This window comes from Streptococcus sp. A22 (assembly GCF_043674215.1).
GTDB lineage: Bacteria > Bacillota > Bacilli > Lactobacillales > Streptococcaceae > Streptococcus > Streptococcus suis_V.
In genome coordinates this window covers 1-26,287 of the sequence record NZ_JBIMJQ010000008.1, presented here as the reverse complement: position 1 = coordinate 26,287, position 26,287 = coordinate 1, and the positions used below count along the sequence as shown (strand labels likewise).

At 44.9% G+C, this 26,287-nt stretch carries 22 protein-coding genes and 2 pseudogenes; 21 read left to right on the top strand and 3 right to left on the bottom strand.

Translation table 11 applies throughout. The features are described from left to right. Nucleotides 1-8 precede the first annotated feature (8 nt). Nucleotides 9-281, top strand: coding sequence for a hypothetical protein (locus ACHBHN_RS04730; RefSeq protein ID WP_105110579.1), 273 nt, complete (start codon nt 9-11; stop codon nt 279-281). A gap of 53 nt (nt 282-334) precedes the next feature. Here the strand turns inward: ACHBHN_RS04730 and ACHBHN_RS04725 are convergent, their stop codons facing one another. Together ACHBHN_RS04725 and ACHBHN_RS04720 are read right to left on the bottom strand one after the other, a co-directional pair. Continuing rightward, nucleotides 335-661 (bottom strand): hypothetical protein, encoded by a 327-nt coding sequence (locus ACHBHN_RS04725; protein WP_105110578.1) that lies wholly within the window; start codon nt 659-661, stop codon nt 335-337. Between the two features lie 46 nt (nt 662-707). Further along, nucleotides 708-1,082, bottom strand: coding sequence for a hypothetical protein (locus ACHBHN_RS04720; protein WP_105122792.1), 375 nt, complete (start codon nt 1,080-1,082; stop codon nt 708-710). A 354-nt stretch (nt 1,083-1,436) separates the two neighbouring features. On the opposite strand from ACHBHN_RS04720, the gene ACHBHN_RS04715 reads away from it, so the two are divergent. The 13 genes and pseudogenes from ACHBHN_RS04715 to holA all read left to right on the top strand — a co-directional run bounded on the left by ACHBHN_RS04715 (nt 1,437) and on the right by holA (nt 20,410). Then, the gene (locus tag ACHBHN_RS04715) at nt 1,437-1,874 is read left to right on the top strand and encodes a hypothetical protein (RefSeq protein ID WP_105110576.1); all 438 of its coding nucleotides are present in this window, start codon (nt 1,437-1,439) and stop codon (nt 1,872-1,874) included. A gap of 162 nt (nt 1,875-2,036) precedes the next feature. After that, the gene (locus ACHBHN_RS04710) at nt 2,037-3,320 is read left to right on the top strand and encodes an O-acetylhomoserine aminocarboxypropyltransferase/cysteine synthase family protein (RefSeq protein ID WP_105122793.1); all 1,284 of its coding nucleotides are present in this window, start codon (nt 2,037-2,039) and stop codon (nt 3,318-3,320) included. 110 nt (nt 3,321-3,430) lie between these two features. Continuing rightward, on the top strand, nt 3,431-4,753 hold the full coding sequence (locus ACHBHN_RS04705) for an FAD-containing oxidoreductase (protein ID WP_394733704.1): 1,323 nt from the start codon (nt 3,431-3,433) through the stop codon (nt 4,751-4,753). An 82-nt stretch (nt 4,754-4,835) separates the two neighbouring features. Beyond that, the gene (locus ACHBHN_RS04700) at nt 4,836-5,453 is read left to right on the top strand and encodes a DUF5052 family protein (protein WP_105122795.1); all 618 of its coding nucleotides are present in this window, start codon (nt 4,836-4,838) and stop codon (nt 5,451-5,453) included. Then, entirely contained in the window at nt 5,453-5,956 is a 504-nt protein-coding gene (locus tag ACHBHN_RS04695) for a GNAT family N-acetyltransferase (RefSeq protein WP_105122796.1), read from the top strand. The genes ACHBHN_RS04700 and ACHBHN_RS04695 overlap by 1 nt, the downstream gene beginning before the upstream one ends. Further along, nucleotides 5,953-6,630, top strand: a pseudogene (locus ACHBHN_RS04690) (DNA alkylation repair protein). Before ACHBHN_RS04695 ends, ACHBHN_RS04690 begins: the two are co-directional and overlap by 4 nt. 547 nt (nt 6,631-7,177) lie before the next feature. After that, on the top strand, nt 7,178-10,450 hold the full coding sequence (gene rexB / locus ACHBHN_RS04685; RefSeq protein ID WP_394733703.1) for an ATP-dependent nuclease subunit B: 3,273 nt from the start codon (nt 7,178-7,180) through the stop codon (nt 10,448-10,450). Beyond that, nucleotides 10,447-14,058, top strand: a complete 3,612-nt coding sequence (gene addA / locus ACHBHN_RS04680; protein WP_394733702.1) for a helicase-exonuclease AddAB subunit AddA — start codon at nt 10,447-10,449, stop codon at nt 14,056-14,058. The genes rexB and addA overlap by 4 nt, the downstream gene beginning before the upstream one ends. 23 nt (nt 14,059-14,081) lie before the next feature. After that, entirely contained in the window at nt 14,082-14,351 is a 270-nt protein-coding gene (locus ACHBHN_RS04675) for a nucleoside-diphosphate kinase (protein WP_394733701.1), read from the top strand. Between the two features lie 121 nt (nt 14,352-14,472). Further along, entirely contained in the window at nt 14,473-14,856 is a 384-nt protein-coding gene (locus tag ACHBHN_RS04670; RefSeq protein ID WP_024397275.1) for a PH domain-containing protein, read from the top strand. A 240-nt stretch (nt 14,857-15,096) separates the two neighbouring features. Continuing rightward, the gene (gene ldcB, locus ACHBHN_RS04665) at nt 15,097-17,877 is read left to right on the top strand and encodes an LD-carboxypeptidase LdcB/DacB (RefSeq protein ID WP_394733700.1); all 2,781 of its coding nucleotides are present in this window, start codon (nt 15,097-15,099) and stop codon (nt 17,875-17,877) included. Nucleotides 17,878-18,002: 125 nt separating this feature from the next. Next, nucleotides 18,003-19,316: a serine hydrolase gene (locus ACHBHN_RS04660; protein WP_105122800.1), complete on the top strand. Its 1,314-nt coding sequence runs from the start codon at nt 18,003-18,005 to the stop codon at nt 19,314-19,316. Between the two features lie 62 nt (nt 19,317-19,378). Beyond that, nucleotides 19,379-20,410, top strand: a complete 1,032-nt coding sequence (holA, locus tag ACHBHN_RS04655; protein ID WP_105122801.1) for a DNA polymerase III subunit delta — start codon at nt 19,379-19,381, stop codon at nt 20,408-20,410. A gap of 109 nt (nt 20,411-20,519) precedes the next feature. On the opposite strand, the gene ACHBHN_RS04650 is transcribed toward holA, so the two are convergent. After that, the gene (locus tag ACHBHN_RS04650) at nt 20,520-20,627 is read right to left on the bottom strand and encodes a putative holin-like toxin (RefSeq protein WP_209306925.1); all 108 of its coding nucleotides are present in this window, start codon (nt 20,625-20,627) and stop codon (nt 20,520-20,522) included. Between the two features lie 273 nt (nt 20,628-20,900). Between ACHBHN_RS04650 and sodA the strand changes: the two genes are divergently transcribed. The 7 genes and pseudogenes from sodA to ACHBHN_RS04615 all read left to right on the top strand — a co-directional run bounded on the left by sodA (nt 20,901) and on the right by ACHBHN_RS04615 (nt 25,997). Continuing rightward, nucleotides 20,901-21,506, top strand: coding sequence for a superoxide dismutase SodA (gene sodA / locus ACHBHN_RS04645; RefSeq protein ID WP_105160439.1), 606 nt, complete (start codon nt 20,901-20,903; stop codon nt 21,504-21,506). A 247-nt stretch (nt 21,507-21,753) separates the two neighbouring features. Next, nucleotides 21,754-23,820 (top strand): 5'-nucleotidase C-terminal domain-containing protein, encoded by a 2,067-nt coding sequence (locus ACHBHN_RS04640; protein ID WP_394733740.1) that lies wholly within the window; start codon nt 21,754-21,756, stop codon nt 23,818-23,820. A gap of 180 nt (nt 23,821-24,000) precedes the next feature. Continuing rightward, nucleotides 24,001-24,687, top strand: a complete 687-nt coding sequence (locus ACHBHN_RS04635; protein WP_105122804.1) for a Crp/Fnr family transcriptional regulator — start codon at nt 24,001-24,003, stop codon at nt 24,685-24,687. A 223-nt stretch (nt 24,688-24,910) separates the two neighbouring features. Next, nucleotides 24,911-25,015, top strand: a pseudogene (locus tag ACHBHN_RS04630) (YSIRK-type signal peptide-containing protein); the annotation flags it as partial. Between the two features lie 50 nt (nt 25,016-25,065). Further along, on the top strand, nt 25,066-25,197 hold the full coding sequence (locus tag ACHBHN_RS04625) for a hypothetical protein (RefSeq protein WP_269088497.1): 132 nt from the start codon (nt 25,066-25,068) through the stop codon (nt 25,195-25,197). Nucleotides 25,198-25,211: 14 nt separating this feature from the next. Then, on the top strand, nt 25,212-25,385 hold the full coding sequence (locus tag ACHBHN_RS04620) for a hypothetical protein (protein ID WP_161943368.1): 174 nt from the start codon (nt 25,212-25,214) through the stop codon (nt 25,383-25,385). Nucleotides 25,386-25,418: 33 nt separating this feature from the next. After that, nucleotides 25,419-25,997 (top strand): LPXTG cell wall anchor domain-containing protein, encoded by a 579-nt coding sequence (locus ACHBHN_RS04615; RefSeq protein ID WP_330835977.1) that lies wholly within the window; start codon nt 25,419-25,421, stop codon nt 25,995-25,997. Nucleotides 25,998-26,287 lie beyond the last annotated feature (290 nt).

Here is a 26,287-nt window from a genome sequence, read left to right as displayed (position 1 = left end):
GAAATCAAATGAAACATCAGACTGAGTACCAGTGGGTATTGAAAAGCATGGTTGAGTATGAGAGGCGCTATGGTATTACTATCTTGCAGGAGCTGTGGTCTATGGGAGTTCGAGATGGTGAGGAAGTCAGTCGTTTGGTAGATGGTGTCATGGAAGCAACTCGAACTAAGGAAATGGTTTTGGATGTATCAGCCCTGGTCGGGCAATTTCGCTTGCAGATTGAACGGATGCGCTATCTTTATCAGACCAATCTTGGGCAGGAGGAAAGATTGGCAAGCTAGTTGGATATGAAAAGCACCTGAGAGTGCGTCCTCAAGTGCCTTGTAGGTGAATCCTATTCTGCCAGGAATCTATTTTCTTTTCTGTCAAATTTGTGCCCGCAGTACCGACAGTAGTAGTAGGTTCGGTCAGCTTCGTAGAGGGTAGCAAACCAAGCTCCTCGACTACCATTCAATAGGTGGCCCATCATAGCTGCAGTTCGAGAGTAGCGCTTTCTAGCCGGCTTGTAGGCTTGAATAGATGTGGACGAACATTCTGGACATCGGCTGGGCAGGTGGTGCTTATCATCTTCTGTCGTCGGGTGGAGCCTCCTGTATATACTGTAGGCAATGATTAGGGTAATAAGTCCAATAGGACCAATGTATTCTAGGAGATTTTTCATGTATCTTAAAATGTCTTCCAGGATTAGATTTGGCTGGGTGGTCATTCTAAGTGCGCAACTGACTTAAATATTGGTCATACTTTTCTAGAGGCACTACACCTAAGAGGCAGAGTGTTCCAATTAAGATTCCACGAAGCAGTTGCTGCTGGTTGCCTTTGGACAGCCAAACAGTGACAAATGCCGCTAACAATAGCAGAAGAAGGAAGAGGAGTTTTCTCCAAGGCTTTGGTTGAAAAAATGTTGGAGATTTAGGAGTAGCTTTCTTAGAGAAACGGACACTGTAACGAATTAAGATTCCTAAACTAATTGAAATGGAAATATACAATGAGTAGGGCATTAAGTAGATGGCTATGAAACTGTGCACTAGAAAAAGGAATAGGAGCTGACTCCAAATAGGTATGGTTAGCAATAATTTTTTCATAGTTACCCGTCCTTCCACAATGATTGACCATCACATTTTGTGTAGAAATATGTCATAGTTTTCTATGATAGTGACATTGTTTAAGAGGGTTCAAGTATAAACAAGGCTGATAGGTTATCCAGTCTTGAAATTGACTATATCATTCTCCAGAATTATTAGTTATTTGCCTTTTTGGAGGCATGAAAATGTGGGTTTCACTAAGATAAGTATAGCAAAAATTTGCTTGTTTTTCAAGGGGAATCTGGTCGAATCTCCTTTGAGGATTTAGTATAAAACCATAAGAAATTGTTATAGGATTATATGTCGTTTACCAGACATTTTTTTAGATTTATGTTAATATAGATTTGGAAGAGGATGTTATGCAAAGATGATATTCTTTTGCAAAATATAGAAAGGGGGCAAAATATGAGCAATCGTAAAGAACAAGAGGAACTCAAGTACCTCGAATCTAAGAAAGTTCTATTAGAGGCCCAGCTAGAGAACCTTCGTGACCGTAAAGGTCAGGTGGGTAAAGAAATTTCTCTGGTCTCTTCCAAACTTAATTCAGTCAATCAGAGGATCCAGGCATTGAAAGGCCGAAGCGATTTGATTGTTTCGGAACATGCAATGCTGCGTTATTTGGAGCGAGTTGAGCAGCTTGATGTTGCTATCTTGAATCGAATAATAGCTGAAGACGAGGAATTACAGAGCGTTGTAAAAACCCTTGGAAATGGGATTTTCCCAGTCAAGGGTAGGGGATTTAAACTTGTCATAAAAGACAACGTAGTTGAAACAATTACCCTTGATGATTAGTTGACTGAAATAGGTATTACCCGATAATCCATGATTATTGGGTATTTTTTCTTGCTTCTTAGAATGATATAGTCTATAACTATAGCCTTGGATTAAAAATTTCTATTGGTCAAGCCTGTGAAAATAGAGTACAATGTTCAAAAAGAACAAAGGAGATCCCTTATGACTAGAGAATTTTCGTTTGAGACCTTGCAATTGCATGCGGGACAGGAAGTAGATGCGGCTTCAAAATCTCGTGCTGTACCAATCTATCAAACAACCTCTTATGTATTTGATGATGCCCAGGAGGCGGAAGACTTATTTGCTCTTCGCAAATTGGGAAATATCTATACTCGAATTACTAACCCTACAGTAGCAACCTTTGAGAATCGGATTGCAGCGCTAGAAGGTGGTGTTGGAGCTCTGGCTACTTCATCTGGTATGGCGGCTATCACCTATACTATATTAGCTTTGGCTCATGCCGGTAATCATATCGTAGCAGCAACAACTCTCTATGGTGGTACCTTTAATCTTTTCAAAGAAACTTTGCCACGCTATGGAATCACAACCACCTTTGTTGATATTGATGACTTCGAGGCAGTAGAAGCAGCGATTCAAGATAACACCAAACTAGTTTTTATTGAGACCTTGGGTAATCCGGTTATCAATGTTCCTGACCTTGAAAAATTGGCGGACATTGCACATAGAAATCAGATTCCACTGGTATCGGATAATACGTTTGCAACGCCATATCTCATCAATGTCTTCTCACATGGTGTAGATATTGCAGTACATTCAGCGACTAAATTTATCGGTGGACATGGTACAACAATTGGTGGTGTCATTGTTGACTCTGGTAAATTTGACTGGGCAGCATCTGGGAAGTTCCCGCAATTTGTTGAGGAAGATCCTAGCTATCACAATATCAGCTATACCCGTGATTTGGGTGCAGCAGCCTTCATTGTGGCGGTTCGTGTTCAATTGCTCCGTGACACGGGTGCAGCCCTAGCTCCATTCAACGCCTTCTTGTTGTTGCAAGGGTTAGAAACTCTTTCTCTTCGCGTTGAGCGTCATGTGTCCAATGCAGAAAAAGTCGTTGATTTCTTGCTCAATCATCCTAAGGTAGAATCCGTCAATTATCCTTCGCTGGACAATAGCCCTTACAAGGCACTGGCGGATAAGTATTTGCCAAAAGGAGTGGGGTCCATCTTCTCCTTCCAGGTAAAAGGCGGAGCCGAAGAAGCGCGTAAAGTCATTGATAGTTTGGAAATCTTCTCTAATTTGGCCAACGTTGCTGATGCTAAATCTTTGGTGGTCCACCCAGCTACTACCACACATGCTCAATTGCCAGAAGAAGCTCAGCTCGCAGCAGGTGTCACTCCAAATCAAATCCGTCTTTCAATTGGTCTCGAGAATGTAAATGACTTGATTGAAGACTTGAAGATAGCCCTAGACAGCTTATCATAAAATAGAATCGACTTGGACGATGGTTCAAGTCTTTTTTCGTAGCAAAATTCTGCCAAAATGCTTTTTTTTTGCTAGAATGAAGATAAGTAAATAATGTTAGGAGTGATCTCGTGGAACAATTTGATTTGTTGGTTATCGGATTTGGTAAGGCAGGTAAGACCCTGGCTGGGAAGATGGCCTCACTTGGTAAAAAGGTAGCTCTTGTCGAGGAAAATCCTGCCATGTTTGGTGGAACCTGTATCAATATTGGCTGTATCCCAACCAAGACCCTCTTGGTAGCAGCAGACAAGAACTGGACTTTTGACCAGGTCATGGAGCAAAAGGAAACTATCACAACTCGTCTGCGCAATAAGAACGAGATGGTGCTGAAAGGCAGCGGTACGACTCTTATCCAAGGTTCTGCGCGTTTTACGGCTGATAAGGTGGTTGAGGTTGTGGCTGGTGATGAGCGTTTGGAAGTGACAGCTGAGACTATTGTCATTAATACTGGCGCAACATCACGTGTCCTTCCAATTCCTGGTTTGACGGAAACTGCCCATGTCTACGATAGCACGGGCATCCAGAATCTGGAAACTCGTCCTGAAACCTTGGCAGTGATCGGCGGTGGCAACATCGGTCTGGAATTTGCAGTGCTTTACAATAAACTGGGCTCCAGCGTGACGGTATTTGAAGCTGGCTCTGCTATTCTTTCAAGAGATGAGGAAGGGGTGGCAACTATGGCCAAGGGCTACATGGAAGAGGCAGGCATCCGCTTTATGTTGGACGCAAAAATCGAGCAGGTAGCTAGCCAGGGCGAGCAAGTGGCTCTCACGGTCAACGGTGAAACCCAGGTCTTTGATGCGGTTCTCTATGCGACAGGGCGCGTGCCAAATACGGCTGATCTGGGCTTGGAAAATACGGCCATTGAGACCTTGCCAAATGGTGCTGTTAAGGTGGATGACTTCTGTGAAACCACGGTTCCCGGTGTCTATGCCGTGGGCGATGTCAATGGCGGTCCACAATTCACTTACACTTCGCTAGACGACTTCCGTATCGTCTTTGGCAAGTTGACTGGGACTGGGACTGGCACCTACAGCCTCAGTCAGCGCAAGTCAGTACCTACTAGCATCTTTATCGACCCAGTCCTTTCGCGTGTCGGTCTGACGGAGAAGGAGGCTCTGGTAGCAGGTTTTGAAGTGGTTGCCAATGAATTGCCAGTAGCCAATATGCCACGTGGCCATGTCAACAATGACCTTCGTGGTATCTTCAAGGTGGTCGTGGACAAGAAGACCAATCTGGTTCTTGGGGCAACGCTCTTTGGCCGCAATTCGGAAGAACTGATTAACCTGATTGCTATGGCCATTGACAACAAGATTCCATATACCTACTTCAAGACTCAAATCTTCACTCACCCAACTATGGCTGAGAACTTGAATGATGTTTTTAACTTCTAAGAACACAAACATTCAACCGTCCAAAGGGGCGGTTTTTCCATTTTCATGCTACAATAGTTCTATCAAACCTAGGAGGTTGTTTATGAAATTGAAACAGAAGTTGGCCTTGACTGCCGTTTTGGTACTTAGCCTGGTTAGCCTGTCTGCCTGTCAGTCGGTTTCCAATTGGTTCAAGAATGCCAAGGAAGAATGGATTGGTCTGGAAATGACAGTCCGCACTTTCGATGAAAATTCCCAGCTAATCGATGAAATGTCTGGTAAGTCCCTATCGATTTCGCGGAATCCTGACTTTGATTCTGTTGATGCCGAAGGCTTTTCCAATGCGGATTCGTCTGTTTTGAAAGTCACCCTCGGCAAGTACGAGATCGACCACGTAGGCTCATCGCTGATTGCAGCAGAAGAAGGGCTGGAGGACGTTTTTTCCAAGTTCCAGGACACAGTCGACATTGATGAGACGGGTCGAAATATTCCCCTGGTCAACCGCATGGTCAACCGCCTCAAAAACGAGTTTACTGGCAAGGAAAAAGTGGTCCTCATCCGCTCGCAGAACGGCACCCCTCTGGCTACCTATGCTGGTGATAAGGTCTCTCTCTATGCGTCCGATGCGCCCAAGACATCCGAGCTCCTCATTGACGGCAAGCGACTGATTATCTACCGCTGCGACTACACTATCTACGATCGTGAGCTTTTGGAGCAATAATGATTACCATTCGGAACGCAGAGATTGCAGATTCGGGAGCCCTGGTGGCCATCTACGCTCCCTATGTCGAGCAGACAGCCATTACCTTCGAGACCCAGGTGCCGACAGTCAGTGAGTTTGAGGCCCGTATCCGCAAGGTCCGAGAAAAATTTCCCTATCTTATCGCAGAAGAAGGGGGAAGGATTGTGGGCTATGCCTACGCAGGGACCTACTATGCTAGGGCAGCCTATGATTGGACAGTGGAATTATCCGTCTATCTGGACCAGTCTGCTAGAGGGAAGGGCATCGGAAGTTTGCTCTATGACCGCCTGGAGGAGGAGTTAATTGCTAGAGGATTTAAGAATTTCCTGGCCTGTATCGCCCTGCCCAATCCTGCTTCAATTGCCCTTCATGAAAAGCGGGGCTATGAGCAGGTGGCTCATTTCAAAAAAGTTGGCTATAAGTTTGACAAATGGCACGATATTATCTGGTTGCAGAAGAGTTTGGTCGAGGACAGTGAATGAAGATTGAGGAATTAGAAAAACGCCTGCGAGCAGTCGCGGACCCTAATCAGGTTCCAGCCATGGAGGCCTATATGAAGGACCATTTTCGATTTTTAGGTGTTCGGGCCCAGGTTCGCCGGCAGACAGCCAAGGAATTTTTTAAGGAATGTCAATCGGTGGGCCTTGACTGGGATTTTGTCCAAGCCTGTTGGAATCAGCCTTATCGGGAATTCCAGTATGTGGCTATTGACTACCTGGTGACCAAGAAATAGGACTTGCAGCTGGAGGATTTACCCAAGCTCAAAGAGTTGGCCCAGACCAAGTCCTGGTGGGATACGGTGGACGGTCTGGACAAGTTGGTTGGAAAGATTATCCTGGACCATCCAAAAGCTAGTCAGGTCATGCTGGATTGGAGTGTCCATGAGGATTTCTGGCTGAGACGATTGGCCATTGACCACCAGTTGTTGAGGAAGGACAAGACTGATACGGATTTGTTAGAAAAAATCCTGATAAACAATCTCAATCAGAAAGAATTTTTCATCAATAAGGCGATTGGTTGGGCTCTGCGGGATTATTCCAAGACGAATCCAGAATGGGTCAGGGCATTTATTGCTCAGCACAGAAGTCAGATGGCGGGTCTATCCATTCGCGAGGGGTCCAAGTATATCCAGAATGAATGCCTTGCATTTTTCTGAAAATCTGCTAAAATAATACCATGCGATGAGCCGAGTAGTGACTTTGTCACATTCGACGCTAGGGAGGTCTTCATGTAGAACCTATATTCACAGCTCGGCACATGTATCTAAGGCTAGTTTCTTGCTACTCATCGTTAGTTTTTTTAGAAATACAGTCAGTACTCCTTCAAAAACTGCCTTGATTATCAAAAAACTATCTCTTACCTAAATGTACCTTACTTGTGAATATAGGTTCTTAATTGAGACGCAGGAGCGGACCTTGGTTAGATGCTGTGAACCTTCTAACCTCATCGGAAACGATGCCCTTGCCCACCCTTGAGGTGGGCTTTTTTTGGTATAATGGAAAAAGAACCTGTATTCACAGTTCGGCACTTTTAGCTAAGGCTAGTTTTCTACTACTCATCGTTAGTTTATTAGAAATACAGTCAGTATTCCTTCAAAAAACGGTCCTAATTATCAAAAAACTATCTCTTACCTAAATGTACCTTACTTGTGAGTCCAGATTATAAAGAACAGTTCATAGACGCCAGAATTGTGTGAGGAAACCATGAAGTTATATTATTCAGACATCAGCAATGATATTACCAAGAAGTTGACCGCTTTAGCACTGGAAGAGTCCCATCGGGTTCAACGGGTATTTTACATTGCGCCCAACTCCTTGTCCTTTGAAAAGGAAAAAAAGGTCCTATCCTACCTGCCGAGAAAGGCTAGTTTATCAATCCTGGTGACCCGCTTTGCGCAAATGGCCCGTTATTTTATCTACCATGAAGAGAACAGCAAAAAAGCGTTGGATGATTTGGGCTTGTCCATGATGGTCTATCGAGTTTTAGCACAGTTTGAAGATGGTGATTTGCAGGTCTATGGCCGCTTGAAGAAGGACCCGGCATTTATTGAGCAGGTGGTCAATCTTTACAAGGAATTGCAAACCTCCAACATGCCCCTTTCTGCCTTGGAAAATCTGGAGACTTCTGCCAAGCAGGCAGATATTATCAAGATTTTGTCAGCCTTGCAGGACGTTCTCATGGACGAGGATTATGAAAATGAGACCAAGTTGGCGCAATTCAGATGGAAAGTAGAGTCAGGTCAATTGGATGACCAGCTCAGCCAGGTGGTCCTGATTGTGGACGGTTTTACGCGTTTTTCAGCTGAAGAGGAAGCCCTAATTGCCAGCCTTCATGGGCGTGTAGCGGAAATACACATTGCCAGCTATGCCAGCAAAAAAGCCTACCAGGAAACTCATCTTGAGGGGAATGTTTTTCAAGCCAGTGTTGAATTTCTCCGTCACTTGGCTTTTAGCTACCAGACCAAGCCCATTTTCATGGACGGAGTTGATCAAGGCAAGTTGACAAGGGATGATGGCGATGTTCCGAGGCCATCCCTTGCAAAACTCTCCAAAAATATTGAAAGCCAGTTTGATTATTCCAAACCTGCCTATGAGCTGACTGAAGAGGATTTGTCAGCTATTGAAATCTGGGAGGCTACCAATCAAAAGGAGGAGGTTGAAGCGGTTGCTCGTTCCATTCGTAAAAGATTGTTTGAGGGGACTCGCTATAAGGATATCCTAGTCCTGCTAGGTGATATGGATAGCTACCAACTTCAGATTGGCAAGATTTTTGATAAATATGAAATCCCCCACTATTTTGGCAGGGCTGAGGAAATGAGCCACCATCCGCTGGTGCATTTTGTGGAGTCCCTGGAGCGTCTAAAACGCTATAATTTTCGGGCGGAGGACCTGATTAACTTGCTGAAATCTGGTCTCTATGGCCAGCTGGAGCAGGGGCAACTGGACCGCTTCCACGCTTATATTACCTTTGCGGATCTCAAGGGCCAGGCTAAGTTTTCTCGTGATTTTACGGTCAATAGCAGAGCGAATTATGATTTGGAGGTTTTGAACCAGCTACGAGAGAGCATTATGGCACCTCTGACACAGTTTTTCAAGGCTCGTCCGCAGTCAGGCCAATCCCTTCTAGAAAAATTCATGGAGTTTGCCCGTCGCATCAACTTGGCTGAAAATATGGTTGCCTTGTCAGAGGGATTGAGCCAGCTGCAAATTGAAAAAGAGGAAGAGGTTTGGAAGGCTTTCTGCCATATTCTGGAAGTTTTTCAACACTTGTTTGCTAAGGAAACCCTGTCGGTCGAGGATTTCCTTTCCCTACTCAAGGCGGGTATGCAATCTAGTCATTACCGGACCGTCCCAGCAACGGTGGATGTAGTGTCTGTCAAGTCCTATGATTTGATTGAACCGCATACGGCCAAGTATGTCTATGCCCTGGGGTTGAGCCAGTCGAATTTCCCAAAAGTTGCCAAGAATACAGGTATTTTGACCGACGAGGAGAAGGCCAGGATGAATGAACGTTCGGACTCCCTATCCCAGTTCCACATTCCTAGTCGGGAAAATGGCAAGAAAAACCATGCTACCTTTATGTCCTTGCTGCATTCGGCGACTGAGCATCTGGTCTTATCAGCTCCGCAATTGTACAATGAAGGTCAGGAATTAGTCTCTCCTTATCTGAAGCTATTGACGGGCTTGGGTGTGAAATCCATTGAAAAAGGTCGGAGGAAGACCCTTCTGCCAACGGATGTCGGGCATTTTAATGGTCTCCTATCCCAAGTAATTAAGCTCAATCCTGAGGAATTGGCTACAGAAGAGGATACTGATATCAAGAACTTTTGGTCGGCGGCTGTCCGTTATCTTGATAAGAAGTTAAAGCAAAAGGGCGTTACCATTCCGACAATTTCCAGTCAATTGCGCAGTCAGAAGCTGGCCAAGAAAACTCTGGCAACCCTCTATCCAGTTGACCAGCCCTTGAGGTTGTCGGTGTCTAGTTTGACGGACTTCTACAAGAATGAATACCTCTTTTTCATTAAGCATGTCCTGCGTTTGAAGGAGCAGGATTCTATTCGACCGGATGCTCGTAGCCATGGGAATTTCCTCCATCGGATTTTTGAGCGCGTGACCATGGACCACAGCAGTGCCTTCTTCGATGAAAAGTTGGAGCAGGCCATTGCAGCAACCCGTCAGGAAAAGGATTTCCAGGCCCTATACGGTGAGAATGCCGATAGTCGTTATTCGGAGCAAATTTTGTTGGACGTAGCGCGTGCAAGTTCCCTCGTTTTAAGAGGCGATAATCCTGTGCGAGTCTTGGCCAATGAAGCAGTGTTTGGTCAGAACGAGCAAGCCCATTTAGAACTAGAAGGTGGTCGTAAGCTACAAATTATCGGTAAGATTGACCGCCTGGATCAGCTGCTATCAGACCAGGCTTTGGGTGTGGTTGACTACAAGTCCAGTGCCAATAGCTTTAAGATTGACAGATTTTACAATGGCCTTAGTCCCCAGCTCATTACCTATCTGTCGGCCATTAGTCAGATGAAGGATGCTGGGCAGACAGATAAGGTATTTGGGGCCATGTATCTGCATTTGCTGGATCCCATTGTCAAATTAGCCGATACTAAGGGGCAGGACCAGGTTCTTGCCGAAGCATACAAATCCTTGGTTTATAAGGGCTTATTTATCGAAGAGGAGAGCAATCGTCTCAGCCAGCTCTATCATAAGACTAAGTCCAGTCTTTATAGTCGCGAGGAATTAGGGCTTCTAATGGCCCATAATGAGAAATTGTATCGCCAGGCAGCCAGCCGCATTTTAGAGGGGAAATTTGCCATCAATCCCTATACAGAAGATGGACGTTCCGTTGCAGGTGACCAGCTCAAGGCCATTACCGGATTTGAAGCAGACCGGCATCTGAGCCAGGCTCGTGTCTTGGTCAAGGGTGGTAGGCGAGAAGACTGGTTAGAGCGAATGAAAGGAGGGAGCCAATCGTGAGCTTTCAAGCATTTTTAACCGAAGAAGAAATCAAAGAGATTCAGGCCCAGGAACTGGCTTCCGAAAAAGACCAGAAGCGAACTCCAGAGCAGATTGAGGCCATTTACAGCCATGGGCAGAATATTTTGGTGTCCGCATCAGCGGGCTCAGGAAAAACCTTTGTCATGGTCGAGCGGATTTTGGACAAGCTCAAACGGGGTGTCCATATCGACCAGCTCTTTATCTCCACCTTCACGGTCAAGGCGGCCGGTGAATTGAAGGAGCGGATTGAGAAAAGGCTCAACACGGAAATCAAAGAGACGGTGGATGAGGACATTCGCAGGCATTTGACGGCTCAATTGGCTGAATTGGGCAATGCGGATATCGGAACCATGGACTCTTTTACCCAGAAATTGGTCACGATTTATGGCTATGAGCTGGGCGTGGCGCCCAATTTCCGTATAATGACAGATAAGAATGAGCAGGATTTGCTGAAAAATGAAGTGTTCGGTGATCTCTTTGCAGATTATCTGTCTGGAAAAGATGGCAAGTCGTTTGAGCAATTGGTTCGGAATTTCTCCGGCAACCGCAAGGATAATAAGAATTTTCGGGAATTGGTCTACCAGATCTATGACTTTAGCCAGGCAACTAGCGCACCAGACAAGTGGCTGCGGCAAAATTTGCTCAAGGGCTATCAAGTTTATAAGGACTGGGAGAGCCTGCCTAGCTCTAGCCTAACAGGTTTGCTAGCAGCCATGCTTCAGGCTGCTGATGACTTGCAGGACTTGACTGATTTGCCGGATTACAAGCAAAAAACAGCCAAGGGAGAGGATACGGCGGCCTACAAGAAGCACCAATTGATTTTCCAAAGTCTGCGCGAATGGGCCCAGGAATTTGACAGGAATATGGATGCGGCCCGCCTGCTGGAATTGACTGGCAAATTAGTGGACATCCTCCCTTCGTCCAGCGATGTCACAGTGGCTGGGGTCAAGCACCCTATCTTTAAGCAGCTCAAATCCCACTTGCAGAATCTCCAGTTTTTAGAGACAATTTTTGCCTACCAGCCCCATGTCTTGCCACTTATGAGGATTTTGCAGGAATTTGTTTGCGATTTCTCTTATCAATATTTGCAGGCCAAGATGCAGGAAAATGCTTTTGAGTTTTCTGATATCAGCCATTTAGCCATCGGTATTTTAGAAAGCAATGCGCAGATTCGCCAGCATTTCCAAGAAAAGTACCATGAGGTCATGGTGGACGAGTATCAGGATAACAACCACACCCAGGAGCGGATGTTGGACCTCTTGTCAAATGGGCACAATCGCTTTATGGTGGGAGATATCAAGCAGTCCATCTACCGTTTCCGTCAGGCGGATCCTCAGATTTTCCAAGATAAGTTCGAGCTCTACCAGGCCAATCCAGAGGCTGGCAAACTGATCCTGCTCAAGGAAAATTTCCGTAGCCGGGTAGAGGTCATCGATGCGACCAATGCTATTTTCACGCGCCTCATGGACAAGGAAGTGGGGCAAATCAAGTATGATGAGACCCATAGCCTGGTTGCTGGTAGTGAGGAGCAAGGGAAACAAGAACTCATCCTGCCCAATAATGAGATGGAGTATTTGATTTACAATACGGATATATCTGACGAGGAGCAGGAGGAGCAATCCTTTACAGCTGGCGAGGTGGAGCTGGTGGCCAAGGAAATCATTCGCCTGCATAAGCAGGAAGGAGTAGCTTTTTCAAAGATTACGCTACTGGTGCCAAGTCGGACCCGCAACGATGCTATCTTGACCAGTTTTGAAAAGCATGGTATCCCCTTGGTAGCGGATGGTGGTATGGCTTCCTATCTCAAGTCGCTGGAGGTCATGGTCATGCTGGATACCCTGCGGACCATTAACCAGCCACTCAATGATTATGCCCTGGTAGCCCTGCTCAAATCCCCTATGTTCGCATTTGATGAGGACCAGTTGGCTCGTCTGGCTCTCCAGTCAGAGTCTGGATTTTTCTACGACAAGATTCAGCTGGCTCTATCGGGTCAATCGGAGAATGCAGACTTGATTGAGCAGGATTTACTGGAAAAAGTTCAGAAGTTTGATGCCGTCTTGTCAGACTGGAGAAAATTTGCCAAGCTTCATTCCATTCACGACCTGATTTGGAAGATTTTCAATGACCGCTTTTACTATGATTATGTGGGTGCTCTGCCCAATGGTCAGAAGCGGCAGGCCAATCTTTATGCCCTGGGCTTGCGGGCCAATCAGTTTGAAAAGACAGGATTTAAGGGCTTGTCACGCTTCATCAGCATGATTGATAAGGTCCTAGCCAGCGACAATGACCTGGCCGAGGTAGAAGTGGTTGTTCCCAAGGAGGCTGTCCAGCTCATGACGGTCCATAAGTCCAAGGGCTTGGAGTTCCAGTATGTCTTTCTCATGAATATGGACAAGAAGTTCAATACCATGGAAAGTCGGGCGCCTTATATTCTCAGTCGGGAAAATGGCCTGGGCATCCAGTTTATCGCAGATATGAAAGACCAGTTTGATACGCCGCTCCCGCATGTGCGCGTGCAAATGGACACCTTTCCCTATCAGATAAATAGCCAGGAGCTGAAAATTGCCAACCTATCGGAGCAAATGCGCTTGCTCTATGTAGCCATGACCCGTGCGGAGAAAAAACTCTATCTAGTGGGCAAGGGCAGTCAGGAAAAATTAGCTACTCGCTACGATGGCAAGCGTCAAGATGGCGTTCTTGCAAGGGCCAGCAGAGAGAGCATGACCTCTTTCCAAGACTGGGTGCTAGCCATTGAGGCGGCCTTTCCAGACCAAGACCTGCATTTCAAGAAGCGCTTTATAAAAGACACTGATTTGGTATTTACTGATGAGGATAAGTTGGAAATGCCTGACAAGCAGACCAATCCTGGGGGCAAAGACCAGCGACAGTCTAAAGCTATTTCAGATACTATCAAGCAACTAAAAGGTGTCGAAGAGCTCAATCAGCGCTACAAGCCAGCTATTGATTTGCCGACCTTGCGGACGCCAAGTCAGATTAAAAAACTCTATGAGCCGGTCTTATCTGATGAGGCCCTGGATGTGATTGAACCGAGACAGACAGAGCATTCCTTTAGCTTACCGAATTTCACTAAACACAAGCAGGTGACGGGTGCTGATATGGGGTCTGCCATCCATGAGCTCATGCAGGCTATTGATTTATCATGGCTGGTGACAGAGGATACGGTTAAAGAAGCTCTTGCCCGTGTGCAGGCTGATCAGGCTGTCAAGGACAGGATTGATACTCAGAAGATTTTGGACTTTTTTGATACAGATTTGGGACGGGAAATCTTGTCCAATACTGACAAGCTACACCGAGAGGCACCTTTTGCCAGTATCCAAAAAGATGCAACTTCTAAAGAGGAATTTGTCCTGCGTGGAATTATTGACGGCTACATCCTTTATGAGGACCATATCGTTCTGTTTGATTACAAGACCGATAAATACAAGCATCCGGAACAATTACGAGAACGTTACCGGCAACAAATGGCCCTCTACGCTGCCAGCTTGAGACAGGCCTATGCGATTGACCGAGTGGACTCATACTTAATTCTTTTGGGCGGAAATCAGATTGAGGTTTTGTCCCTCTGACACCTGTAAAATGGAGGTAATTTATGGAACGTACATTTTTCATTATTAAACCAGACGCTGTCCAGCATGGGCTGGTGGGGCAGATGATTTCCCGCATCGAGCACCGTGGCTTTACCATTTCTGATTTGAAAATGATGACGGCGACGGAAGACTTGATTGTCGCCCACTATGACCATTTGACGGACAAACCATTTTTCCCGCAATTGGTGGACTATATGACCAGTGGACCGCTGATTGCTGGTATCGGGTTATTTGTGATATTATTGATGATGAATTGGTTGTACTTGTGGTGACTGTTGGCTATCGTCGTGATGTTTACTAAGTTTGACAGCAGCAAAAACTCTTCTGGGGTTTTTGCTTTTTTTATTCCACATTTTTCGGTAAAATAAGGAAAAGTAAAAAAGGAGTAAACACATGGGTTTGTTTTCAGGTTTGATGGGCAATGCCTCGCAGATGAATAATGACAAGGTAGAGCAAGAGTTGGCAGATATCCTTTTGGATGCGGAACAGGTAGAAATGGCCTTTAGTTTGGTTCGCGACCTAATTGTCTTTACCGAGTATCGCTTGATTCTGGTGGACAAACAAGGAATGTCAGGTAAGAAGGTTTCCTACAAGTCCATTCCCTATCGTTCGATTTCACGATTTACGGTTGAAACCTCCGGTCATTTTGACCTAGATGCGGAGTTGAAAATATGGATTTCTTCAGCAGCAGAGCCAGCAGAGACTCTGCAATTTAAGAGCGACAAGTCCGTCATTGCTATTCAAAAGGCCTTGGCGTCTGCTGTTTTAGGTAAATAGATAAATGTAGAAAGTGATTTTTGGGTCACTTTCTATTTTTTTATAAAAAATTTAACATTTTCCAGATTTTTTGAGAAATTTTGCGAATTGATAGGTGAAGGGATATTTGGTAATGGTCTGATTATGACAAATGTTACAAAAATATTTCGAAATATTACGTTTTTGTTTTTATTTTTACAAAACCTATGTTATAATAAAAATATATGTAAGTAAAAATAATTACAAAGGAGGATTAGAAAAATGAATAAACGTTGGTACACTAAGCAAGAGAATCGTTTCTCCATTCGCAAATATTCTGTTGGTGCAGCTTCTGTCTTGCTTGCAACCCTTTCTTTTATGTCTAGCCAAATTGCAACTGCTGATGAGATTCAGTCAACGACGCCTAGTGAAGAAAATCCAGTTCTTGTTAGTCCTCCGATTGTGACTAGAGAGTTAGTTGAAACTATTTCGGAGACTACAAGTGCCAGCGTGACTACAAGTAGCCTAGGGACACAGACAGAGGCTACTATGACTGAGGTTCCGACTGTTCCAGTACCAGAAATTCCTAAGCAAGGGACTTATACATTTACTGAAAAGACTGGAATCAAAAATGAACCTGCTATCGCTAGCCCGGATCAATTTTATTATGATAAGGGGCAAAAGGTCATCTATGATAAGGTTATGACAGCGGATGATTATCAGTGGATTTCCTATGTTTCCTTCAGTGGTACTCGTCGTTACGCCCCTATCAATAAGCTAACAAAAACAGAACCAACGACTACATTAGTTACTGATAAGCCTGTTGAAACTCCGGCAACCAACCAAACTCAAACCGCAGAGACTTCCCTCAAATTAGCTCCTCAAGGTAGCTACACCTTTACCGAGCGTGTAGGTGTCAAACGCGAAGCCAAAATGACCAGTCCAGATGTTGCTTTTTATGATAAGGGTATGAAGGTCAACTATGACAAGGTCATCACCGCTGACAGTCATCAGTGGTTGAGTTACATTTCCTTCGGTGGCGGCCGTTCTTATATTCCAGTGGCTAAAGTTGCACCTGTAAGCACTCCAACCGTTCACAAACCTGCTGAAACTGCCACACCTGTATCAGAACTCCCTAAAGCTGGTACTTATCGTTTTACTCAAGATATGCCTATCCGCAATCAGCCTAAAATGAGTAGCCCAGCGGAATATTTTTATCAAAAAGGTGAGAAAGTCAATTACGATTCAACACTGGTAGCGGATGACCATAATTGGATTTCTTATGTTTCTTACAATGGAACTCGTCGTTACATTGCCATTTCAAAAGTCGCTACACCAGTCACTCCGGTGGTTCAAACTCCACCAACAACCCAAACTGAAACCGCAGAAGCGTCTCTCAAATTAGCTCCTCAAGGTAGCTACACCTTTACCGAGCGTGTAGGTATCAAACGTGAAGCCAAAATGACCAGTCCAGATGTTGCCTTTTACGACAAGGGCATGAAGGTCAATTATGACAAGATTATCACCGCCGATAATCATCAGTGGTTGAGCTACATTTCCTTCAGCGGCGGTCGTTATTATATTCCAGTGGCTAAGGTTGCACCTGTAACCACTCCAACCGTTCACAAACCTGTTGAAAGTCCAAAACCAGACAAACCAACTGTCACCCCAGTAACATCCCAAACTGAAACCTCAGAAGCGTCTCTCAAATTGGCAGCACAAGGTAGCTACACCTTTACCGAGCGTGTGGGTGTTAAACGTGAAGCCAAATTGTCTAGCCCAGATGTAGCCTTCTATGATAAGGGTATGAAAGTTAACTACGATAAAGTTATCACCGCCGATAATCATCAGTGGCTAAGCTACATTTCCTTCAGCGGCGGTCGTTCTTATATTCCAGTGGCTAAGGTTGCACCTGGAACTGTTGAAAGTCCAAAACCAGACAAACCAACTGTCACCCCAGCAACAACCCAAACTGAAACCGCAGAAGCGTCTCTCAAGCTAGCTCCGCAAGGCACCTACACCTTTACTGAGCGTGTTGGAGTAAAACGCGAAGCCAAAATGACCAGTCCAGATGTTGCCTTTTACAACAAGGGCATGAAGGTCAACTATGACAAGGTTATCACCGCCGATAATCATCAGTGGTTGAGCTACATTTCCTTCAGCGGCGGTCGTTCTTATATCCCAGTGGCTAAGCTGACTGATAAGGCTGACAAACCAGCAGTTTCAAATCTTTCGACTGAGACACAGGCAAATCAAGCCAAGCTTACCTTCAACGGTCAATACTACAGCGTTGATGGCAAGTACGGTCCAGTTATCATTGTCAATAAACAGCATGGACTGGCTTCCACCTATAACCCAGGTGAGAATCCGACTGCTCGTAACGCTTATCAGAACTTGCGCAATGACATGATCCGCCAAGGATTCAACGTTGGCAAGGCCTACAGTGGCTTCCGTAGCTATGAGACCCAGCAGACTCTCTATCTGAACTATGTTCAACGTGATGGGCAGGCTGCGGCGGATCATTACTCAGCTCGCCCAGGTCACAGTGAGCACCAGACTGGTTTAGCCTTTGACCTGACAGATGCTTCAGGCGCTTTATTGACAAATAGCAGAGCAGAGCAGTGGCTCAAGGACAATGCCCACAAGTACGGCTTCGTTGTTCGCTACCTACCAGGAAAAGAAGCAGTGACAGGCTATATGTCTGAGCCATGGCATCTCCGTTACGTTGGTAAGGAAGCCAAGGATATTTACCAATCTGGTCTGACTCTTGAGGAATATTACGATATTCCAGGGGGAGATTATCAGAAGAAACAAACTGTCCAAGCTAATCAAGCTAACAGTGGTGCTACAAATGTCTCTGTTCAGCCATTGCCAGCAAAAGGAACCTACCGTTTTACCAAGGGAGCAGTTGTCCGAAACGCAGCAAAATCTACGAGCCCAGCTCTTTACACCTTCGCAGCCGGTGAAAGCATCAATTACGACCGTGTGGTGAAAGAAGACGGTAAAACCTGGTTATCCTATATTGCCTATAGTGGAAATCGTCGCTATGTTCAAATTGCTTAAATGAGCTAGCCCCTTTTCCAAAACTCACTTGTTCAGCATAATTCAAGTGAGTTTTTTTCACCTCTTTTTACAAATGAGGCTTTTCTATGCTATACTAGTAAGGGTAAATTCGAGACGGAGGAATCATGAAAAAGGTTATTAGTTTAGTATTGTTGGTTTGTTGGTGCTTCACCCCCCTACAGTCTGTTTTGGCTGCAGAGTCAATTGTAGACATTGCCAAGGCGGCAGGTTATCCAGCTAGTGAAGAGACTGCGCCAAAGAGCTCTATTGTTATCAATGCAGACAATGGTCAGATTTTATGGGACGACAATGGAGATTTAGTGCGCGATCCAGCAAGCACGAGCAAGGTAATGGTGGTGTATTTGACTCTAGAAGCCATTAGTCAGGGAAAAATTACCCTAGACACAGAAGTGGTTGCGACAGAGCAAGACCAGGCTATTGCCCAAATCTATGCCTTGAGTAATAATAATATCCTTGCAGGTGTTAGTTACAAAGTCAGAGAGTTGCTGACTATGACCCTGGTTCCCTCGTCCAATGTGGCGACACTGATGTTGGCACATTTGATTTTTGAAGGGGATGACGCTGGATTCCTTACATTGATGAATGATACGGCCCAGGCTCTGGGAATGAAGAATACGGTATTTTACAACGCGACGGGGGCTATTACAGAGGCCTATGAAGGTTTATATGCTCCGGAGGGAGTTGATCAAAGCCTGGCCAATGAATCAACCGCTAAGGATTTGGCTATTCTTGGCTATCATATGATTAAACGCCACCCAGAGGTTCTGGAATTCACAAATGCGACCAAGGTGACAGTCAAAGAAGGTACTCCGAATGAGGAATCGTTTGAGGCCTATAACCACTCTCTGCCTGGTGATCCTATGGGAATTGAAGGGGTAGACGGTCTGAAAACGGGCTCTAGCCCAAGTGCTGGTTACAATTCGATTGTCACTGCTAAACGGGGTGATACCCGCCTGATTACGGTAGTTCTAGGAGCGAGCGAGTGGGGCGATCCAGAGGGTGAATTTGTTCGTCATTATTATGTCAATGGCCTCTTGGAAAAAAGCTTCGCAGACTATAAACAGGCTACGGTTCTTGAACCTGGGAAACACACTGTAAATGGTGAGGAAATCCGTATTGAACAGCCCTTGACCGGTTTGGTTAAGGAGGGGGAAGAGCCAAGTCTGACTATTGAAAATAATAAGGTCTTGCTTGCAAATTCTATTGATTCAAGTAAGGGAGTGGACATTGTCGAAGAAAAACCTATGGTAGATACGGTTCTTGAAACGACTAGTTCCCTCATTTCCTCTCCGCTAATGCCTTATATCCTCTTGGGACTGGGAATTTTCTTTGGTCTGTTGGTGCTCCTTTTTATCATTTCACGCATCAAGAAAAAACGCCGGAGGGTGCGTGCTGGTGGCCGACGAGGGTCTAGATAGTAAATATGATATCGAGGGGGCTAAGTAAGCCTCCTTTTTCATCTACATGGTATAATATTCCTATGACAGTTATTGAACAGATTGAAACAGTAAAAAAAGATAAATTGGGCTTACTGACGGTGCTCTGCGGTGAGGACGTGGGTCAATACCAGATAGCCAAGGACCGCCTGCTGCAACAGTTGGAGTTTGATCCGGCGGACTTGACCTATGCTTATTTTGATATGTCTGAGGCGGATTACAGCCAGGTGGATTTAGATTTGGTGTCCCTACCCTTTTTCTCGGATGAGAAAGTGGTCATTTTGGATTATTTTGCGGATATTACGTCTGATAAAAAGCGCTATTTGACGGATGATGAGCTCAAGCTTTTTGAGGGGTATTTGGAAAATCCGGTTGAGACGACGCGTTTGGTCATCCTAGCCCCTGGTAAGCTAGATAGCAAGCGCCGTTTGGTGAAAATTCTCAAACGAGATGGACTGATTCTGGAGGCCAATCCTCTCAAGGATAATGATTTGAAGGCTCATTTTCAGAAAGAAATTGGTCGCCTGGGGCTCAATCTAGATGCCCAGACCTATCACTATCTCTTGGTCAAATCCAATTTTGAATTTGCTGAAGTCAGTAAAAATCTAGTCTTTCTCCAATCCTATAAGGGGCAGGAGCAGATTTCACAGGAGGACATTGATGCGGCTATTCCTAAGACCCTGCAGGATAATATTTTCGACCTGACCCAGCTGGTCCTCCAGTCTAAGATGGATGAGGCAAGGAGCCTGGTGCGGGACTTACGCCTGCAAGGGGAGGATGAGATTAAACTGATTGCGATTATGCTGACCCAGTTTCGAACCTATCTGCAGGTGCAAATCATGCAGGAGCAGGGGCGGAGTGAGCAGCAGATGGTGGCGGAATTGTCTGAGATTTCGGGGCGCAAGGTCAATCCTTATCAGATTAAGTTTGCCCTGCGTGACTCAAGGCATCTGTCGGTAGGCTTTCTCAAGAAGGTGGTGCGCTTGCTGATTGAGACGGATTACCAGATAAAGACTGGAGTCATGGACAAGGATTACCTGTTTGACTTGGCCCTGCTTAAAATCGCTACGAGTTGATTTGAGGCAATGGAGATGATAAAACTTGAAAAAAAGAAGTCATAAGTTATAATAAAAATATAAAAGGAGTTAGCTCCAACTAACTCCTGCGAAAATCCGTTTAAGACGGTTATTTCTTTTTATCTGTAAGCAGGTTTAGCGCTATGACAAGTGTTAATAGGTTGATGGTAAAACCGCCAAACTCTAGCATCACTTGCAAAGCCTCTGCTGTGGACAAAAGTTGTTACTCATTTCTAATAGGATTTTATTGGCTATGTGCATAGGCATCACCGTACTTTCAAAAATAATTAAAGGGGATTGTAGAAGCAGTCCCTATCTCCCGCCATCACAATTGTAATAACGGGTAGAAAATAGTTATTGATGTTTTACTATCTAATATACTGTCTCACTCTGCTCAAAATCGCTACGTCGTGATTTTCAGACAAATAAATTGAAAAGGCTGCCAGAAAGCGGTAAAATAAAACTATCAAATTGATAGGAGAATTCGATTATGGCAATTATTTTACCAGACCTACCTTACGCTTACGACGCTTTGGAGCCACACATTGATGCAGAGACAATGACGCTTCACCATGACAAGCACCATGCGACTTATGTGGCAAATGCCAATGCAGCGCTTGAGAAGCATCCTGAAATCGGTGAAGACTTGGAAGCTCTTCTTTCAGATGTTGAGTCTATTCCAGCGGACATCCGTCAAGCTTTGATCAACAATGGTGGTGGTCACCTCAACCACGCGCTTTTCTGGGAATTGCTTTCGCCAGAAAAAACAGAAATTTCAGCAGAATTGGCAGCGGACATCGATGCAACATTTGGTTCATTTGATGACTTCAAAGAAGCTTTCACAACTGCAGCAACAACTCGTTTTGGTTCAGGTTGGGCTTTCTTGGTTGTTAACAAAGAAGGCAAGTTGGAAGTTATTTCAACAGCCAACCAAGATACACCGATCATGCAAGGTTTGAAGCCAATCTTGGCCTTGGATGTTTGGGAACATGCCTACTACCTCAACTACCGCAACGTTCGTCCAAACTACATCAAAGCATTCTTTGAAGTCATTAACTGGGACAAAGTAAACGAGCTTTATAAAGCGGCTAAATAACAGACAGAACAAGTGGGGAAACCTGCTTGTTTTTTGTTGTATGATAGTTTATGCTCCTAGAAACAAAATATCGAATGAAATAAGAAATTCACCTCCATTTTCATAATATTTCTGATTTTTTCACTACAATTTCACATAAAGCGAACATTTATCGTTATTTTTATAAAAAACGTTGTTTTATCTTGCCTTTTGCTGAGAATAGGATTATGATAATTATATAAAAATAATATAAGAACAAGGAGTCATTCTGATGAAGAATATTCGTTTGAAGTCTAGTATCTTGGCCTTGGTAGCTGGTTTTAGTGTGGCAGCTACGCAAACCACCCTGGCAGATGAGTTGGCTGTGCAAATCATGGGTGTCAACGATTTCCACGGTGCATTGGATACAACTGGTACAGCTCGTTTGGAGGGGGAAACTGTCCGTAACGCTGGTACAGCGGCCTTGCTAGATACCTACATGGATGATGCTCAAGTAGAATTTGAAGCAGAAGCAACAGCTAAAGAAATTCCAGCGGAATCTATCCGTGTTCAGGCTGGTGATATGGTTGGTGCCAGTCCAGCCAACTCAGGCCTCTTGCAGGATGAGCCAACTGTCAAAGTCTTCAATGAAATTGGCGTTGAATACGGAACCTTGGGTAACCACGAGTTTGACGAAGGTTTGGCAGAATTCGACCGTATCGTGACTGGTCAGGCCCCAGAAGCTGGAAAATTCAACCCAATCGTGGATAGTTATGACCGCCAGGCTTCTACGCAGGAAATTGTCATCGCAAACGTGGTAGATAAGGCAACAGGCGAAATTCCATTTGGCTGGAAACCATATGCTATCAAGACCATTCCTGTTAATGATAAAGTTGCCAATATCGGCTTTATCGGTGTGGTAACAACAGAAATTCCAAACCTTGTCTTGAAGGCAAACTACGAACAATATGACTTCCTTGACGAGGCAGAAACCATTGCCAAATATTCTAAGGAATTGAACGACCAAGGTGTCAAGGCGATTGTTGTTCTTGCCCACGTTCCTGCTACAAGTAAGGAAGGTGTGGCAGCTGGTGCAGCAGCGGATATGCTGGAAAAACTCAATAGCCTCTACCCAGAAAACTCAGTGGACCTTGTCTTTGCGGGTCACAACCATGTCGCAGTAAATGGCACAGCGGGCAATACCTTGATTGTCCAAGCAACTTCACAAGGTAAGGCCTTTGCGGATGTTCGTGCTATTTATGAGACAGACATCGCAGACTTTGTGGCTATTCCAACGGCGACTATCAAGGCAGTAGCACCTGACCAAAAAACACCGTCCGCAACCATCCAGGCCATTGTCGATGAGGCAAATACCATCGTCAAACAAGTGACAGACAAGAAAATTGCGACTGCGGCGTCTACAACAGCCATTTCTCGTGAAGTTAATAAATTCAAAGAAAGTGCAGTCGGAAATCTGGTGACAACTGCCCAGCTGGAAATCGCTAGAAAATCTGGCTACAATGTTGATTTCGCCTTTACAAACAACGGTGGTATCCGTGCAGACCTGGCTGTTCAAGAAGATGGTACAGTGACGTGGGGTGCTGCACAGGCTGTTCAGCCATTTGGTAACATCTTGCAAGTGGTGGAAATGACTGGTGAGCAAATCTATACTGCCCTCAATGAGCAGTATGATGACACGGAAAAATATTTCTTGCAAATCTCTGGCTTGAAATATACCTACACCCATGCGGATAATCCTACAGATGAAGTGCCATACAAGGTTGTCAAAGCCTACACAGCTGATGGGCAAGAATTGGACCCAGCTAAGACCTATACCCTGGTTATCAACGACTTCCTCTTTGGTGGTGGCGATGATTTCTCTATCTTCAAGGAAGCAAAATTGATTGGGGCCATCAATCCAGATACAGAAGTCTTTGTTGAATACCTCTCAGACTTGGAAAAAGCTGGTCAGAAAATCACTGCTCAAATCGATGGTCGTAAGCAATTTATCGAGAAAGAAGAGCCAGCTCCAATTGAGGAAGAAACTTCACCGTCAGACCAAACTCCTAAGCCAACCCCAGAAGACCCAACTGATCCAAAACCAGAACCAGAACAAAAACCAACTCGACCAACCGACCCAATCATAGACCCAACCACAGAACCAAAGCCAACTCTAGCTAGCAAGGAAGAGAAAACATTGCCAAATACTGGTCAATCTGACTTGACAGCTCTAGCTAGCAAGGAAGAGAAAACATTGCCAAACACTGGTCAATCTGACTTGACAGCTCTCCTTATCAGTTTGGGTGGTTTGGTATCACTGGGTACAGCTGTTTCAATTAAGCGCAAAGAAGTTTAATAAGCTCCTTACGCTTGATAGCAAGCGGGTTTCAATCCTGCTTGCTTTTTGTGTATTCCTTTTCAAAATGAAGATTATTTTGATATAATGAATATAGGGATTGCTAAAAATTAAGCTAAATGACACCGGTGTCACCACGTGGATGTTCAATAGCCGTAGAGAAATAGGATGAGGAGTGCCATGATTACAACTGACCAGTATATGTACCTGAAAAACCATCCAAGCTTTAATCAGCTGTCCGTGGAGCATTTTGATCAGCTGGCTAAGGAAATCCGTTTTCGGAGGATTCCCAAGGGTCAGGTCATTTTCTATGCGGAAGACAAGCGTGACTATCTCTTTGTCATCGGCAAGGGTTATGCGCGGATTGAGCAGTATGATGAGACGGACACTTACAGCTACCTGGATTACATTCGGCAGGGCGGTTCATTTCCTTTTGGAGATATGTTTCAGGACAAGACCTACCATTATACGGCCATTGCCATCACGGACTTGGAGTTCTTTATTATTCCTATGGCTCTTTATGAAAAGTATTCCATGCGCAATCCGAGGCAATTGGTCTATATCAATAGAAAATTGTCCAATATCCTGCGTTTTCAGGAGCTGCGTTTGCGCAATGCCATGGTGTCAAAGGCCAGTAGTCGAGTGGTTCAGGTCTTAGCCTTACTTTACTGGGACATGTGTCGGCGAGAGTCCTTGGAGGAATTACCGTTTGACATTAGCATCCAAGAGATTGCCCGCCTGGCGGCTACGACTAGGGAAACTGCTAGCCATGTCTGCAAGGAATTAAAGGAAGCTGATAAAATCGCTTACGGCCACAAGCGCCTGACCTACAAGGATGTTCCTTTCTTCCTCAAAAGTTTAAATTAGTTGATTCTCCTTCCTAGACAAGTCCGTTGGGCTTGTCTTTTAGTTTTTATAAACCATTACATAAAAATAAGAAAATTTCAGTCATATTGCTTGAAAAAAATGAGGGGCAGGTTATACTGGAATAAGTGCATAGTTTAGATGTCCAAACATCCATTCTCCTGTAAATAAATTAGGAGGATGTTTTTTTATGAAACGAAAAAAATCATTCGATTGATACGCAACGAAGCAGAGATTCTCTATTCGTAAGTACCATTTCGGTGTAGCCAGTGTCTTGCTGGGTGTGGCTCTTGCGACCGTTGCGGGTGCAGAGACAGCTTCAGCAAAGTAGACTCTGCTGCAACCAACGCTGAGCTTGTAACAGCTACAGCAGAAACTCCAGTGGCTGAACCAGCTACAACTGACACAGTGACACCTGATTCAGTTGTTGAATCAGTACCAGCAGAAGTGACTGCGGAACCTGTAGTTGAAGCGACATCAGCAGTACCAACTGTTGCGAAACTACAGTTGTAGAACCTGCCCCAGTTGTGGAAGAGGTTGCCCCTGTCGTAGTACGTACAGCTCAAATTGCTTACAAGGTTGTCCAAACAGATATTGAGATAAATACGTCTTACAAGGTTGGTCAAGTAATGAATGCCTCTGTACCAACTACGGAAGCAGTAGCGAGCACAGAAGTTTCTTACACAATCGATCCTTCATAAGTAAGCTCAGGCTATGAACTTGCGGATGGCCAATTGACGACTGTTACCAAGACTATCGTTGAAGGTCAAAACAGCACAAACATCCTTGCTTTCTCAATCGTTAATAAAAAAGAAGAGCTGGCTGGATCAGCAACGACAGGCGAAGCAGCTGCGGATGGCACAACTGGCTTCCGTGCGATGACTGTTCCTGCAGATTCAACATTACCAGGTGAAGGTGGCGATGTCCCAGTTATTCCACACGTTCCAGGTTGTGTTCCGGTTGATCCAGGTACGAATGAGCCGTTGAAACCAGTAAATCCAGAAGATCCATCTAAAGGCTTCATTCCACCGGTTCCAAGCAATCCAGGTGAAGATACACATATTCCTTATGTACCAGTTAAGGATGATGGTCAACCAGGTGAGCCAGGCACTGATGATAAGCCAGGTGGACCAAATGGTGGCGATAACAACCCAGGCGGTAACAACCCAGGTGCCGACACTCCAGCACAACCATTTTCAGCTGGACAATTGCCAAACACTGGTGAATCTTCATCAGAAGCAGGTGTTCTCGGAGCAGCAATGCTGGTTGCAGCCCTTGGCCTTGCAGGCAAACGCCGTCGTCGCGAAGACTAGGCAACAACTTCCCATCTTAGCATGGGGATCATTGAGTAGAGGCAGTCAGCCCTATCTGCTGAGGGCCTCTCCTCTTGATTATATTAAGCTTCTTATGATGTGATTGGAAACGTCCTCCCTCTTAACCAATCGCATCTGTAGGAGATAGACTCTATTGTCAAAACTGACAGGAGAGTTTTTTGTTACTTTTAACAAAAAAATAAATATCCCAATTTGTCAAGTCAAGTGCAACAAGTTCATTGATAACTAGAGATCCAGAGGTTAAGCTGTCTGGGCTAGCCCAAACAGAA

What these genes read in the sequence shown, in the direction of transcription:
- ACHBHN_RS04730 (WP_105110579.1), top strand. Translation starts at nt 9, where the DNA reads ATGAAACATCAGACTGAGTACCAGTGGGTATTGAAAAGCATGGTTGAG.
- ACHBHN_RS04710 (WP_105122793.1), top strand. Translation starts at nt 2,037, where the DNA reads ATGACTAGAGAATTTTCGTTTGAGACCTTGCAATTGCATGCGGGACAG.
- holA (WP_105122801.1), top strand. Translation starts at nt 19,379, where the DNA reads ATGACAGTTATTGAACAGATTGAAACAGTAAAAAAAGATAAATTGGGC.
- sodA (WP_105160439.1), top strand. Translation starts at nt 20,901, where the DNA reads ATGGCAATTATTTTACCAGACCTACCTTACGCTTACGACGCTTTGGAG.
- ACHBHN_RS04700 (WP_105122795.1), top strand. Translation starts at nt 4,836, where the DNA reads ATGAAATTGAAACAGAAGTTGGCCTTGACTGCCGTTTTGGTACTTAGC.
- ACHBHN_RS04715 (WP_105110576.1), top strand. Translation starts at nt 1,437, where the DNA reads ATGTTATGCAAAGATGATATTCTTTTGCAAAATATAGAAAGGGGGCAA.
- ACHBHN_RS04670 (WP_024397275.1), top strand. Translation starts at nt 14,473, where the DNA reads ATGGGTTTGTTTTCAGGTTTGATGGGCAATGCCTCGCAGATGAATAAT.
- rexB (WP_394733703.1), top strand. Translation starts at nt 7,178, where the DNA reads ATGAAGTTATATTATTCAGACATCAGCAATGATATTACCAAGAAGTTG.
- ACHBHN_RS04725 (WP_105110578.1), bottom strand. Translation starts at nt 661, where the DNA reads ATGAAAAATCTCCTAGAATACATTGGTCCTATTGGACTTATTACCCTA.
- ACHBHN_RS04720 (WP_105122792.1), bottom strand. Translation starts at nt 1,082, where the DNA reads ATGAAAAAATTATTGCTAACCATACCTATTTGGAGTCAGCTCCTATTC.
- ACHBHN_RS04635 (WP_105122804.1), top strand. Translation starts at nt 24,001, where the DNA reads ATGATTACAACTGACCAGTATATGTACCTGAAAAACCATCCAAGCTTT.
- ACHBHN_RS04675 (WP_394733701.1), top strand. Translation starts at nt 14,082, where the DNA reads ATGGAACGTACATTTTTCATTATTAAACCAGACGCTGTCCAGCATGGG.
- ACHBHN_RS04660 (WP_105122800.1), top strand. Translation starts at nt 18,003, where the DNA reads ATGAAAAAGGTTATTAGTTTAGTATTGTTGGTTTGTTGGTGCTTCACC.
- ldcB (WP_394733700.1), top strand. Translation starts at nt 15,097, where the DNA reads ATGAATAAACGTTGGTACACTAAGCAAGAGAATCGTTTCTCCATTCGC.
- ACHBHN_RS04695 (WP_105122796.1), top strand. Translation starts at nt 5,453, where the DNA reads ATGATTACCATTCGGAACGCAGAGATTGCAGATTCGGGAGCCCTGGTG.